Here is a 13,554-nt window from a genome sequence, read left to right as displayed (position 1 = left end):
GACAGAAGAAGGCGGCCCGGGGCCTACCAGCGGCTGGTCTCGCCGAAGAAGTCGGGGATCGTCCGCAGTAGCCCTTCGGCGGCGGCCTGGCCGTGAACGTAGTGACCGACGGCCAGATCGAGGACGCCCAGGCCGAACGGCGAGAAGACGGTGGCCCGCCGCGGGTTGGTCCGCACCTGTCCCGTAAGCACCTGAGCGAGTGTCCCGGTGACGAAGTCCCGGTTGCCGGTGAGCTGTTCGGCCAGGTGGGGAGAGGTGTCCGCCTTCATGCAGTGGTCGACGTCGTCCAGCACGTTGTCCGCCGTGAGCAGCAGTTCCGGGGCCAGGTCACGCAGCGAGACATTGAGGATCAGCTGCCCGGGCCGCAGAACGCGGTCGGCGGAGATGTGGGGGCGTAGCGCGGTGGTGGCGAGCACCACCAGATCGCAGTCGAGGGCCTCGTCGGCGGACGCCGTGCGGGAGGCGGCCTCGTACTCGGTCGAGAGGTGATCGGCCAGGGTCCGCGCCGATGGCTCGTCGATGTCGTGGCAGCGGACGTCGGTGAGCGGTATGCCCGCGTGGTGCAGATACCGGCAGATGGTCCGGGCGATGACACCGCCGCCGAGCACTCCGATGCTGGCGGGCACGCCATGGCTCAGGGTCGTGGCGGCGAGCGCGGCGGACGCTGCCGTGCGCGCGGCACTGATGCCGGCCGCTTCCAGCAGGGCGAACGGGTAGCCGGTCGTGTAGTCGTTGAGGACAAGCACCGCCGAGGCCCGCGGGAGCCCCGACTCCACATTGCGCGGAAAGCTCGCTATCCACTTGATTCCGGCGACATCGGTGGTTCCACCGAGATGGGCGGGCAGGGCGATGATGCGGGAATCGGGCTTCTCCGGGAACCGGAGGAAATAGCTGTCCGGATTCACGCTGTCGCCCGCCTCATGGGTGAGGTAGGCGTCGCGTACGCAGGCGATGACGTCTTTTTCCCTGCCTGCCATTATTGCCATGACGTCGCTGCCGCTGAGCACGGAAAATTCAAACACGTTCGTTCCTCTGAGTCTGGGTGCTTGTCAGCCCGGCAGGTATTCGGCTTCTCTTCGCTCCGGGGCGGCGGCGAGAGTTTCTGACCCGAATCGTTCGACGACCCAGTCGTCGTTGTAGACGGTGTCGAGGTAGCCCTCCCCCATGTCCGGGGAGATGGCAAGTACCCGGCTCCCGGGGGCGATCCGGCCGCTGAACGCGGCGACAGCCGCCAGCGTGCTGCCGGAGGACCCGCCAAGCAGCAGCCCGTGTTCGCGGGCGACCCTGCGGCAGGTGCGTATGGCGTCCCGCTCGTCGACGAGGACTTTGTGGAACGAGCCGTCGTCGATGAAGATCTCGGGGACGCGGCTGGTGCCGATCCCGGGGATCCAGCGCCGTCCGGGTCCCCCGCCGAACGTCACCGAGCCCACGGCGTCGACCGCGACGACGTTCGTCGACGCCCCCGCCTCACGCAGTCCCCGCACGCAGCCCATCAGGGTTCCCGACGTCCCGGTGCCCACGAACAGCCAGTCGGGTGCGCCGAAGCCCGCGAGGATCTCACCCACCGTGTGCGTACTGTGGGCTGTGGTGTTGACCGGGTTGGCGTACTGGTTCAGCCACACGAGCCGGGAGTCGGCCGCGGTGCGTCGGCGGATGTACTCGATGCGGGTGGCGAGATAGCCGCCCGCCCGGTCCCGCTCGTCCACGATCACCACCTCGGCGCCGAGCGCCTTGATGAAGCGCAGGGTGCGCGCGTTCACGTTGGGGTCGGTGACCAGGGTGATGCGGTAGCCCCGGGCCGCGCAGATGGAGGCGAGGGCCACTCCCAGGTTTCCCGATGTGGATTCGATGAGTTCGCACTCAGGTGTGATGCGTCCCCGCGCCTCGGCGTCGAGGATCATTTCCCGGGCCGTTTTCATTTTGATGGATCCGGCCGGGTTGAGACCCTCGATCTTTACGTTGGTCACGAATTCTGCCGTAAATCCCGGGAGTTCCATGAACCGGTCTCCCGATGAGACGTCGTAGATTCGTTCTGGTATCAATGCCCCTCCGCACATCACGGGTCGGACGAGCAACCCATCTCCCGAACGATATCCGCGCGTCCCCCGCGCCTTTCGGCATTCCCACCGGCAGTGCGGGGGCAGTTGTCAGCCTGTTGCCGATACCCGGAGGGCGCCGGCGATCTCGTCCGCCACGTCCTTCTGATTGGCCTCGTCCAACAGGTAGAAGTGGCCCCCGGAAAAGACCCGATTGCGTAGGCCCGCACCGGCGCGCCGGCTCCAGCGGGTGAGTTCGGCGGTCTCGGTCAGCGCGTCGTCGCGGCCGCCGAGGACGATGAGCGGGACCGGCAGGGTCCGGTGGGCGTGCCCGGTGGCCAGGCGGTGCCCGAGGGTGAGATCGCAGCGCAGCACGTTGAGCAGGTGTGCCTGGAGGTACTCGTCCTGCAGGACTTCGGCGGGTGTGCCGCCGCCCCGTTCGAGGATGTCCATCAGGTCCTCCTCGCTCCATTTCCCCGCGAGCGCGGTACGCGAGCCGCCGTTGGGGTGAGCGCTGAGGACCAGGGCCCGGCACAGGTCCGGGTCGGCCAGAGCGAGCGCCACGGCGAAGGCGGCGCCCATGCTGTGCCCGAAGAGGACGGTCGGCAGGGGGGACAGGGTGCGCAGTTCTCCGGCCACGGCCGCCACCGCGCCCTCGGGATCCTCCAGGATCCGGCTGGGGTCCTCCCCGAATCTGCGCTCCCTGCCGGGCAAGGTGACGCCGACGGCCTCGACGTCGTGGGGGAGCCACCGCACCGTCGGGAGCAGGGCGTTGGGGCCGGCTCCCGAGTGCGCGAGGACGACGACCCGGGCGACCGCCGTGCCGCGTACGGGTCGTACGACGCTGGTCCAGACGTGCTGGGGCATTCCTGCTTCTCCTGCGGTCGGCTTCGTGGGTGGCGGGGTCAGTCGTGTTGCGTGGTGGCGTCGCGCAGCCAGTACGCGCCGTTGGCGCGATCCAGGATCTGGAGCTCGATCAGGTACCGGCGGACGGCGACGTGGTCGGTCCCGGAGCCCTCGCACCAGGCGCGCAGCAGGGCGTTGACGGCGGGTTCGTCGTAGGTGCGGCCGGCCTCGAAGGCGCCCCGGGCCAGGTGACGCAGCACCGTCCGTCGGCGTTCCAACTGCGCCGGCAGGCTCCGCAGGCGGCCGTCCACGACGAAGGTGCGCAGCAGTGACGTCTCGGGTCCGCCGCCCGCTGCCGGTGTGGAGGTGGCCGTGGGACGTGCCGCCGCCCTCAAGCGGTCGGTGTCGGCCCGGAATTGGCCTTCGCTTTCGGTCACAAGGCCGCCCGCGACGAGCTTGCGCACCGCGGCGGCGGTCTCCTTGGGTGCCGTACCGGCCGCCCGGGCCACATCAGGCAGCGTGCCCGCGCCGAGAACGATCGCGGAGAACACCCGCAGCCGTACCGAATCGGCGAGTATCCCGACGATGGTCTGCGCCGTCATGGGGAGCTTCCTCCTGTCGCTGTGAAGGTTGAGAGGGCATAGAGGGGTGAGAGGGGGTAGCAGGGTGGGGCAGTACGGAGGGGCATGCCGCCCGTACGAGGTTCAGGACGCTGAACGCGATCCGCCTGTCCGTGTGTTCTCGGCGGACGAGCCCTTGGTGCAGCATCGCCTGCACCGCCACCGCGGCGGAGGCACGGCTCAGGCCGAGCCGCAGCGCCACCTGCTCCACCGTCCAGTGACCGTCCAGGTCGGCCAGCTGGGCCAGCAACGTACGCTGATCCGGCGTCAGTTCGGCGACGGCCTGCGCGAGCGCCCGGTCGATCCAGCTGCCGGCGGCGGTGTCGCAGGGGGGTGCGGCCAGGAGCAGGGGTTCGGAGCGGGCCATCGACACGAGTTCGTCGGGTGGGCACAGCACGAGCCAGGAGGCAACCGATTCAAGGGCCCGGGGCAGCCCGTCGAGCAGGGAGCAGATCTCCCCCAGCGCGGCGGCGTCACCGGCGTCCGGCCGGTAGCCCGGGCGCAGTACGGCGATCCGGTCGAGGAGGACGGCGAGCGCGGGCGAGGGCGGCGCCGGGTGCGGTCCGTCGAGCGCGTCGACGTCATGGGCGTGGAGCGGACCCAGCTGGACGGTCCGGTCCTGCTCCCTGTCGCGCGCGGTACGCGCGGTCTCCACGACGCGCAGCCGTGGGCACTCCGCGAGGAGGGCGTCCATGGTCGCGCGGGAGACGCGGTCGCCGTCCGGTGTGGTGTCGTTGCCGTCGATCACCAGCAGGACGTCCCTGTCACCCACCAGTCGCGCGGCCTCGGTGCCGGCACCGCGGGTGCGCGCGAGCAGTCCTTCCATCCAGACGGCGGCCGGGGCGACCTGGAGCCCGTCGTGGATCCCTGTGTCGGGTCCGGCAGCGCGGGACACGCTCATCCACAAGGTGGGTACGCCGGTTTCGGTGTGCAGGATGTGGGCTGCCGCCAGGGCGAGGCGGGTCTTGCCGCAGCCGCCGAGACCGGCGACGGTGACGACCCTCCCGGTGGGCCGGCGCAACATCCCGACGGTGCGTTCCAGTTCGGCGCCCCGGCCGTGCGGGCGTGTCGCCGCCACGGCGGGCAGCACCGACAGGACTTCGAAACTGGCGTCGTCGGCCCGGAGTCCGGCCGCGACGAAGAGCGCCGCCCGGCGGCCGCCACCGAGCCTGAGCGCGTCGGCGAGCAGCCGGATCGTCTCCTTGCGCGGGTTTCGCGCGAGCCCGAGTTCGAGGTTGCGGATGGCACGGACACTCACGGCGGAGAGCCCGGCGAGTTCGGTCTGTGTCAGCCGGGCACGGCCGCGGTAGTGCTGGAGCAGGTCGCCGAGGCTCATGGCGTTGATGGTGGCCGTCAAGTGCGTTCCCTCCCATGGGAGTTCCGTCGTGATGGGTGGAGCAAAGTGGTCAGTGCGCGGGGTCGGCCAGGAGGAACTCGGTGAGTGCGCGCGTGAGCAGTCTCGGGTCGTGGGAACCGCACAGTTCGCGTACCGAATTGAGCGACAGACCGGGCACGCCCACGTCGATGACGGGGATGCCGAGACGGGAGGCGAGCAGGCGCGCCACGGGCGAGCCATCGGGCAGGTCGCCCCCGCGGTCACAGGACTGCCAGGGCACCCCGGCCCGCTGGCAGGCACGCACGAAGTCCGCGACACGAGGGCGGTCGGCGGTCGCGGTGCTGTCCGCCACGACCGGCCCGCCGTTGGGCAGCGGGCCGCACGGTTCCGGGGAATCCGGGTGCAGCGCGTCCGTCATTCCGGCGGCGACCGCCAGCGTTCCCGCGACGGCCCGTTGCCAGTCCTCCCGGCCACCGCCCCGAGCCTCCACGGAGCGGCGCAGCACCCGGGCCAGCCGGAGGCACTGCGACCCTCCCGCCTCCCCCGGGTGCACGGCCATGCGGTCGAAGGCCACGAACGCGGTGACCGCTCGGGGCCCGCGCTCCGCCGCGCTCAGCAGCGCGGCGAGCCCCGAGTGCACGGAGACGAGATTGTTCAGACGCGCCGATGCGACGAATTCCCCGGCATCACCCAGGAAGGCCGGCGGCTGCACGTCGTGGAGCATTAGGTCCCAGCCGAGCACATCGTCGGCGTGGACTTCCGCCTCGCTCGCCAGCCGGTACAGGAGGCGGCCCGGATCCTCCCCGCCAAGCCCCCAGACGGGCGCGAGCTCCCGGCTGCCACGGCCCAGGCCGCCATCGGGCGCGTCCGGCAACGGCTGCGGGGCCCGCAGGAGAGGCGAGTCCAGGCAGACGAGCCGGGTGGTCCCGTCGTACAGGGCGAGCCGGCCGGACACGCCCAGGTCCCGGTCGAGCCAGCTGCCGAGACGGACGGGGCCGTAGGTGTCCACGGCGATCCGCTGCCACCCCCGGGCCCCCGCATCCGGCGTCGGCCCGATCCGCAGGTTCGGCGCGTCGGTGTTCGCGGCCACGAGCCGGATCGGGGTCGGACCGGCGGCACCGGGCGGGGCGTACCAGGCGATGAGCGTGCCCCCGCCGGCCACGAAACAGCCGCCTGTCGCGTCCGCCCAGTGACCCTCCTCGCTCAACTCCCGGAACCCGGCCGCCCGGAGCCGGACCGTGGCCTCCTCCACCGCGTGGTACGGCGATGTCCCGGCCTCGATGTACGTGAGCAGGTCGTCGCCGTGCCGCATCGGGCGCGGTGCGGTCACTGCCGGTGGTCGACGGGCGCGGAGCGGCCCCAGGCCGAGTCTGCGCTGACGTGCGTGTCCGCTTCTCCTGCGCCCGGCTGGGCCTGGCCCCCGAGCGCGATGAGCCCCAGGACGAAGGATGCGATCGTGGCGCGGATCAGGTAACGCATGGGTGGGTCCCCCTCAGGATCAAGTGATCGGGCGGCGTGCGGGCCGCCTGTCGCCATGCTTGCCGACGAGGTGACCTTCTCCATAGGTCCACCAGGGCGCACAAATGTAACCTTCACACTTGTGACCCTTAAACAAACTCGGTCGAACTTGTGCGAATGCGACACCCCGCAGCCAAGTTCACCCTGTGCTCCCGCACTTGATCTGTACAGCGCCTCGCTCATGGCTGGACCCCTGCCCCGCGTGGACGTACCGGATTGCCTGTGGAAACTGTCCCTTGTACGCGAATGCCACGACTCGCCCGGTTCGGTCGAGATCGTTCCGCCTGAGGCCGCGGCTTTCGCGGCACTCGGGCCGCTGGAGGACGAACTGGCGCGCCGACGCAAGGAATTGCTGACCGCCCGGGCCACCTTCGCCGCCCTGTCGCAGGCGTACGCGGACGCGTGCGGGGACCGGCAGGTGACGGTCACGCTGCTCACCGGGGGCAGCCAGATCAGCTCCGCGCTGGAAGCAGCCGTGGCGGGATGCCGCGAGGAGCTGCTGACGGCGCAGCCCGGCGGTGGGCGCGCCCCGGACCTCCTCGAAGAGGCCAGGGAGCGAGACATGCGCCTGCTGTCGCGCGGTGTCCGGCAGCGCACCATCTACCAGCACACGGTCCGCTCGCACCAGGCGACGTTGTCGTACATCGAGGAGGTCACGGAGTCGGGTGCCCAAGTCCGTACCCTGACCGAGGTCTTCGAGCGCATGATCATCTGCGATCGGGAGGTCGCCTTCATACCGGTGTCCGAGGAGCGTTCCGTCGCCGCGCTGCGGGTCACGCATCCGGGACTCGTCCGCTTTCTGGCGCAGTTCTTCGAGAACGCCTGGGACAGGGCGGTCCCCGTGACTCCGCGGGCCGCCCCCTTGCGCTCGCCCGAGATCACCTCGGACATCCAGCAGACCATCCTGCGGGCGATCGTGTCCGGAGAGACGGACGACTCCATCGCCCGGCGCCTTGGCATGAGCCGGCGCAGTGTGGCCGAGCACGTCCGCAAAGTGTCCCAACAGCTTGCCAGCGGCAGCCGGGCCCAGCTGGGCTATCTGCTGGCGACCTCCTCGCTTCTGCGCCCGCAGGACGGCGGCGCCGTCGCCCCCTCCCTGAAGCTTCTCGACGACGCCGGCGTCATGTGCGACTGCTCTCGAGCACCCGCGCAAGCCGTGTCACTGTCGGATGGAGATACAGCTCCCGCAGTTGCAGAGGTGGCATCCCCTGCTCGTGCATGACCGCTGTCAGCCGCACCGCGAGCAGCGAATTCCCGCCCAGCAGGAAGAAGTTGTCGTCCGGTCCGACGGGCACGCCGAGCAGCGTCTCCCAGGCCGAGGCGAGGGACGCCGCGAGGTCGCCGGGGTCACCGTCCGGTGATGCGGCCGTGTCCACGGGTGCGGGCGGCGCGGGGGCGACGGCGTGTTCCGCCAGCTTGCGCGTATCCAGCTTGCCGTTCGCGGTCAGGGGCAGGTCCGGGACGGCGATCACCGACGTCGGCACCATGTACGAGGGCAGCACGCTCTGCGCGTGCAGGCGCACCGGCTCCGTTTCGCCCCCGGTGTCCCGCATCACCACGTACGCGGTGATGCGGGCCTGAGCCGCGTCGCCGGTCTCGCCTCCCTCGACGACCACCGCGGCCGCCGTGACGTCCGGGGCCTCCAGCAGGACGGTGCGGATCTCGTCCAGCTCGATCCGGAAGCCCCGCACCTTCACCTGCGAGTCGAGACGCCCCAGGTGCTCAAGCCTGCCGTCCGGCAGGAGCCGGCCGAGATCGCCGCTGCGGTACATGCGCCCGCCGTTGAAGGGGTCCGGCACGAACCGCTCCCGGGTCAGGTCGGGACGTCCCAGGTACTCCAGGGCGAGGCCCTCGCCACCGACGTATATCTCGCCGGGAACACCGCACGGAACCGGGCGCCGCCGCTCGTCGAGGACGTACAGACACCAGCCGGGCAGGGCGGCGCCCACCGATCGCGATCCGGACAGCGCCTGCCGGCGTGTGACGGTCTGGGCCGTGACATGGACGGTGGTCTCCGTGATGCCGAACATGTTCACCACACGGCAGCGGTCCTCCGGGTAGCGGTCGAACCACGTCCGCAGCGGTCGCGCGTCGAGGGCCTCACCGCCGAACACGACGAGCCGGACGGCCAGTTGCTCCCCGCTGCGGCGGTCGGCTTCCATCAGCTGCGCGAAGGCCGACGGCGTCTGGTTGAGCACGGTGACCCGCTCGGTCAGCATCAGGGTGTGGAACTCCGCGGGTGACCGGGAGACCCAGAACGGCACGACGACGAGCCGTGCTCCCGTAAGGAGCGCTCCCCATACCTCCCACACGGAGAAGTCGAAGGCGCAGGAGTGGAAGAGGGTCCAGGTGTCGTCCGGGCCGATGCCGAAGTCGTCCCGCGTAGCGGCGAGGAGGGCCACTACGTTGCGGTGCGGTACGACCACGCCCTTGGGGCGGCCGGTGGAGCCCGAGGTGTAGATGACGTATGCCGCATCCTCGGGTGCCCGCGTGGGCTTCACTTCTTCCGGTGCCGCACCCGGGGCGGCCTCCCCCGCCTCCAGCTCCTCCGGGCGCACGCACCACATACCGGCGGTCCCGTGAAAGATGCCGAGGGTGGTCACGACGGCCCGCAGCCCCGCGTCCTCGGCGGTGTACGCGAGCCGGTCGGCCGGGTAGTCCGGGTCCATCGGCACATACACGCAGTCCGCCTTCAGCACGGCGAGCATGGCGACCACGAGATCGAGCGACCGCTCCAGACAGATCCCCACGCGCTCACCGGCACCGACCCCGCCGGCCCGCAGGGCGGCGGCCCAGCGCGCGGCCCGCCCTTCCAGTTCGGCGTACGTCAGCGTTCGTCCCTCGCAGGTGACCGCCACGGCATCGGGCCGTTCGGCGGCCCTGGCGGCGAAGACCGCGTCGATCCGCTCCGGCTCCCAGGTCAACGACGTTGCGGGAAGGCCGAGTTCGGCCGTACGACGCGCCTCCTCCTCGCCGAGCAGCCCGAGGTCGCCCGGCGCGAGCCGCTCTGTCGTACTGCTCAGCTGCTCGTAGACGAAGGCGACATGCCGCGCGAATCGCGCCGCCGCCTCCTCGCCCACCTCGCGGAGACGATGCTGGACGATCAGCTGTGGCGCCCCTGCGCAGGTGCGTCCAGGAATGACGGTGAGCGGGAAGGGAGCGGTCTGGCACGCCGTGTAGAGGCGGCCGTCGGCGTACGAGGGCTCATCGTCCGCTCCGTCCAGGACGCCCACCGCGATCCCGCTGCCCCCGGCGCGCATGAGATCCGCGTACTGGTCCGCTCCGCACCGGCCGGTGCGTCCCGTGAGTGCTTCCCCCGCGTGCGCCAGCAGGGCTCCCGTGTCGACGGCGCCGGAGAGGTCCAGAGCGAGCAAGGTGCCGGTGTCGAACGCGCCCAGCGTCCGGGCGGGCCGGTCCCACCAGTTCCGCAGCACGCCCAGAAGCGGCCTGTCCTGGTCCTCGAACCGGGCGATGACGATGGCGGCCGCGACCGCGAGCCGGGCTCCCATGCCGGGCGCCCCGGCACGCAGCTCCACGGTGACATGTCCCGTACGCTCACCCGCGCCCCCTTCCCCGGCCGCCCAGTCCAGTCCCGCCGCGCGGTCCGCGGCCCGCCACTCCTGGAGCGTCTCTTCCGGCGCCTCCCCCGGGTCGTGCGGCTCGACCGGGCGCGTCTCCTCGTGCCGCGAGCGGCCCGTCAGGACGTCGGCGACGAGGCGCAGGGACTCCGCGTCCAGGCGGTCGCGATGGGCCACGAGGACGAGATCGGCCTGCCCGTCGGCGAACTCGAGCAGAACGGCGCGGAAGGCCTCTCGCCGAGGGTGGAGAGCACGGGTCGTCTCGGCGCGCACCCGGTCGCTCCCGGCGGCCCGGTCGGCAGGGACCCTCTCGTGCCACAGCCTGGGCAGCTTGCACCCGGAGTCCTCACCCCACCAGGCTCCGACCGCCTCGTCCAGCGTCCGGCCCATCAACTGCGCGTCCACGCCTTGCGGAAGGCGGACGTGGAGGGCGTGGCAGCGTGCGGACGCGGCTGCGGCCGCGGGGGTGAGGCAGGACGTTTCGGTTCGGGGCACGGCTTGAACTCCAGTGGCATGGTCGTGGGGAGGGCGCGGCGCCCGGCAGGAGCGTGTCGGGGCGTCAGCGGGTGGTGAAGCCACCATCGACTGTGACGACGCTGCCCGTGACCTGGCGCGATTCGTCCGAGGCCAGCCACAGGGCAGCCGACGCGATGTCCTCCGGTTCGACGAGCGCGTTCATCGGCTGCGACTGCACGAAGGTGTCTTCATGTTCGTTGACCGGGACGTCCAGGGCGCGGGCGATCTCGGACAGCATGCGCCCTTCGACGTGGTCCGCGTCCCGGACCGATCCCGGGCAGAGCGCGTTCACGCGCACCTTGCGCGGTGCGTAGTCCAGCGCCACGGCCTTCGTCAGGCCGACGAGTCCGTGCTTGGCGGCCACGTAGGCGGCGAAGTGGCGGTAGCCGACCAGTCCGGCGGTGGAGGCGATGTTGACGATGCTGCCCGAACCACGCTCGACCATGCGGCCGCCCACGGCCCGGATGAGACGCCAGGCCCCGGACAGGTCGACGTCGAGCATGAGGTTCCACTCGTCCTCGTCGATGTCGTGCGCGGCCTTGCCGGAAGGAGCCGCGATGCCCGCGTTGTTGACCAGGACGTCGATCGCGCCGAACCGTGCGACGGCCGCGTCCACCGCGGCGTCGACCGCGTCCGCGTCCCGTACGTCGACCGACGAAGCGAGGACGGAGGCGCCGAGGTCTCGGCAGAGTTCCGCCGTGTGCGCGAGTTGACTGGCGGACCCGAGCGGATAGGGCACCTGGTCGAGGTTCCGGGCGATGTCGATCAGGACGAGGTCCGCGCCTTCCTTCGCGAAGGCGGTGGCGCAGGCACGGCCAAGCCCTCGGGCGGCGCCGGTGATGAGGGCGGTCTTACCGGACAGACGCACGGTCGGCTCCCTGGAGTGCCTGCACCTGCGCGTCGATCACCCGGAGGAGAGCCGACCCGTCGTCATCGGCCAGGTACATGTGGCCGCCGTCCAGCTCGACGACATTCAGCGTACTTTCGGTGGCGTCCGCCCATCGGGCGATCGTGTCCTCGCTCACCAACTCGTCGTGACGGCCCCGCAGAGCCGTGATGGGCACCGGCAGGGGCTTGTCCGAGAAGGGGCGGTAGTTCTCGTGCATCGCGACGTCCGCGCGCAGCGGGGGCAGCAGCAACTCCCGCATGGCCGGGTTCTCCAGAGCCGGATGCGCATATCCCGCAAAGCTCCGCACCTGAGCCAGGAAGGCCTCGTCGTCCAGCTCGCTGGCCCGGGTCTCCCTGCCGTTCCAGGGGCCGGGTGAGCCACTGACGAACAGCCTCTCAACCGTGATTCCTTCCAACTCGCCCAGCATGCGGGCCAGTTCGAAGGCGAGCACGGCGCCGAGACTGTGACCGAGGACCGCCACGCGGCCCGCACCGCCGGTGAAGCGCACGACCTGCTCGTACGCATCCGCCACGGCCTGGGCCGCATCCGTGTGGGGCGGCTCGACGAAGCGCTCCTCCCTCCCCGGGAGTTGCACCGCCACCATCCGCAGGGTCTGCGGTACCTGCTTCTCCCAGGCTCTGAAGAACGAGGCGCCCGCCCCTGCGAAGGGTAGGCAGACAAGAGCTATCGGTTCCATCGGATGGGTTCCCTCTCGGCCAGGTGGAGCTCAGACTCAGCAGCGTATGTACGGCTGCGGAGTCACACCGGCATGCGAGAAGGTAGCTGAGCGGCAGTTACGACGCGGCGCCCGGGCTCTTTGCCGAGGAGCCCTTGGCCGCAGGCTCCAGGATCGCCACGCACTCCACATGATGCGTCATCGGAAACAGATCGAACGCCCTCAACGACCGCACCCGGTACCCCCCGTCCCGGAAGTACCCCAGGTCCCGCGCCAGCGCCGCCGGGTCGCAGGCCACGTAGGCGATTCGGCGGGCGCCCAGCTTCGTCAGGTGGCGGACCGTCTGCTTGCCCGCGCCCGCGCGGGGCGGGTCCAGGACGATCAGGTCGACCTCTGTGATGCCGGTGCGCGGCAGGGCCGCTTCGACCTTGCCCTGTTCGATGCGGACGCGGTCGAAGGCGGCGAGGTTGTGGCGGGCGTCCTCGACCGCTCGCTTGCCGGACTCGATACCGAGGACCGCGCCCTGGTCGCCGACCCGGTCGGCGATCGCGCCGGCGAACAGGCCCACCCCGCAGTAGAGGTCGAGCGCCGTCTCGCCCTTGCGCGGGGTCAGGCCCTGCATCACGGCGAGCATGAGCGTCTCGGCCGCCTTCGGGTGGACCTGCCAGAAGCCGCCGTTGCCGACGCGGTAGGTGCGGCCGTCCGCGCGCTCGCGGACGAAGGGGCGGCCGTGGACGCGGTGGACCCCGCCGTCCTGTTCGGCGATGCGAAGGACCGAGACCGGCTTGTCCAGTTCGACCAGGGGGAGGCGCGCGCCCGGCTTCGGCTCCAGGATGACCTGGCGGTCCTGGGATCCCGTCGCCGCGATCACCTCGACCGACTCCATGCCGGACCAGTCGTGCTTCTCGATGCCCAGCTCGGAGACCCCGGGCGCCGCGATCATGCAGTGCTCGATGGGCTCGACCTCGTGCGAGCGGTGGCGGCGCAGGCCCGCGTTGCCGTCGGGGTCGACCGCGTACTGGACGCGGGTGCGCCAGGCCGGGACCTCGCCCGAGGGCAGCTTGTCACCCTCGGCCGGGACGACCGTGCCGTCCCAGCCGGCCTCCTCGGGGGTGAGACCCGCGAGGCGCTGGAGCTGCTCGGTGATGACTTCGCCCTTGAGGCGGCGCTGTGCGCCCGGCTTCGCGTGCTGCCAGTCGCAGCCTCCGCAGCGACCGGGGCCCGCGTACGGGCAGGGGGCCTCGACGCGGTCCTTGGAGGGGTCGAGGACCGTCACCGCGTCCGCGCGCAGGAAGCGGCTGTCCTCGTCGCCCTCCGTCACGCGCGCGATGACCTTCTCGCCGGGGAGCGTGTGGCGGACGAAGAGGACGCGGCCCTCCGCCGTACGCGCTACGCAGTGGCCGCCGTGGGCGACCGGGCCGACCTCGACCTCGTACTCCTGCCCGACGAGGGAGGCCGCCTGCGCGTCCTTCGAGCGCGAGTCCTCCTTCGAGTTCCCCGCCTGCGATTTCTTCGGTTCTGCCTGCATGGCGGGGTGAC

12 protein-coding genes are annotated in these 13,554 nt (G+C 71.1%); 1 reads left to right on the top strand and 11 read right to left on the bottom strand.

The window, feature by feature from the left end:
* Positions 1-23: 23 nt before the first annotated feature.
* The 7 genes from sbnB to E5671_RS33995 all read right to left on the bottom strand — a co-directional run bounded on the left by sbnB (position 24) and on the right by E5671_RS33995 (position 6,317).
* Complete coding sequence (sbnB, locus tag E5671_RS34025) at positions 24-1,022, bottom strand: 2,3-diaminopropionate biosynthesis protein SbnB (RefSeq protein WP_336605917.1); 999 nt, start codon at positions 1,020-1,022, stop codon at positions 24-26.
* A 27-nt stretch (positions 1,023-1,049) separates the two neighbouring features.
* Positions 1,050-1,997, bottom strand: coding sequence for a 2,3-diaminopropionate biosynthesis protein SbnA (gene sbnA / locus E5671_RS34020; RefSeq protein ID WP_237330287.1), 948 nt, complete (start codon positions 1,995-1,997; stop codon positions 1,050-1,052).
* Between the two features lie 150 nt (positions 1,998-2,147).
* Positions 2,148-2,903 carry a thioesterase II family protein gene (locus E5671_RS34015; protein ID WP_160507688.1) on the bottom strand — a complete coding sequence of 252 codons (756 nt, stop codon included), beginning with the start codon at positions 2,901-2,903 and terminating at the stop codon, positions 2,148-2,150.
* Positions 2,904-2,941: 38 nt separating this feature from the next.
* Positions 2,942-3,484, bottom strand: coding sequence for a DUF2087 domain-containing protein (locus E5671_RS34010; RefSeq protein WP_160507687.1), 543 nt, complete (start codon positions 3,482-3,484; stop codon positions 2,942-2,944).
* Positions 3,393-4,859, bottom strand: coding sequence for a helix-turn-helix domain-containing protein (locus tag E5671_RS34005; RefSeq protein ID WP_160507686.1), 1,467 nt, complete (start codon positions 4,857-4,859; stop codon positions 3,393-3,395). Before E5671_RS34005 ends, E5671_RS34010 begins: the two co-directional genes overlap by 92 nt.
* Before the next feature lie 49 nt (positions 4,860-4,908).
* Positions 4,909-6,168, bottom strand: a complete 1,260-nt coding sequence (locus E5671_RS34000; protein WP_336605916.1) for a M18 family aminopeptidase — start codon at positions 6,166-6,168, stop codon at positions 4,909-4,911.
* Entirely contained in the window at positions 6,165-6,317 is a 153-nt protein-coding gene (locus E5671_RS33995) for a hypothetical protein (protein ID WP_160507685.1), read from the bottom strand. Before E5671_RS33995 ends, E5671_RS34000 begins: the two co-directional genes overlap by 4 nt.
* A 220-nt stretch (positions 6,318-6,537) precedes the next feature.
* Between E5671_RS33995 and E5671_RS33990 the strand changes: the two genes are divergently transcribed.
* On the top strand, positions 6,538-7,578 hold the full coding sequence (locus E5671_RS33990; RefSeq protein WP_160507684.1) for a LuxR C-terminal-related transcriptional regulator: 1,041 nt from the start codon (positions 6,538-6,540) through the stop codon (positions 7,576-7,578).
* On the opposite strand, the gene E5671_RS33985 is transcribed toward E5671_RS33990, so the two are convergent.
* The 4 genes from E5671_RS33985 to E5671_RS33970 all read right to left on the bottom strand — a co-directional run bounded on the left by E5671_RS33985 (position 7,478) and on the right by E5671_RS33970 (position 13,543).
* Positions 7,478-10,429: an amino acid adenylation domain-containing protein gene (locus tag E5671_RS33985; protein ID WP_443032736.1), complete on the bottom strand. Its 2,952-nt coding sequence runs from the start codon at positions 10,427-10,429 to the stop codon at positions 7,478-7,480. The genes E5671_RS33990 and E5671_RS33985 overlap by 101 nt on opposite strands.
* Positions 10,430-10,493: 64 nt before the next feature.
* A complete protein-coding gene (locus tag E5671_RS33980) occupies positions 10,494-11,318 on the bottom strand; it encodes an SDR family oxidoreductase (RefSeq protein ID WP_160507683.1) in 825 nt (274 codons plus the stop codon).
* On the bottom strand, positions 11,302-12,036 hold the full coding sequence (locus E5671_RS33975; protein WP_160507682.1) for a thioesterase II family protein: 735 nt from the start codon (positions 12,034-12,036) through the stop codon (positions 11,302-11,304). The genes E5671_RS33980 and E5671_RS33975 overlap by 17 nt, the downstream gene beginning before the upstream one ends.
* A 97-nt stretch (positions 12,037-12,133) precedes the next feature.
* Complete coding sequence (locus tag E5671_RS33970; RefSeq protein WP_160507681.1) at positions 12,134-13,543, bottom strand: class I SAM-dependent RNA methyltransferase; 1,410 nt, start codon at positions 13,541-13,543, stop codon at positions 12,134-12,136.
* Between the last annotated feature and the right edge of the window lie 11 nt (positions 13,544-13,554).

Origin of the sequence: Streptomyces sp. BA2, assembly GCF_009769735.1 — a bacterium.
Taxonomy (GTDB): domain Bacteria; phylum Actinomycetota; class Actinomycetes; order Streptomycetales; family Streptomycetaceae; genus Streptomyces.
The sequence above is the reverse complement of the archived record's forward strand: the minus strand, read 5'-3'. Positions and strand labels throughout refer to the sequence as shown.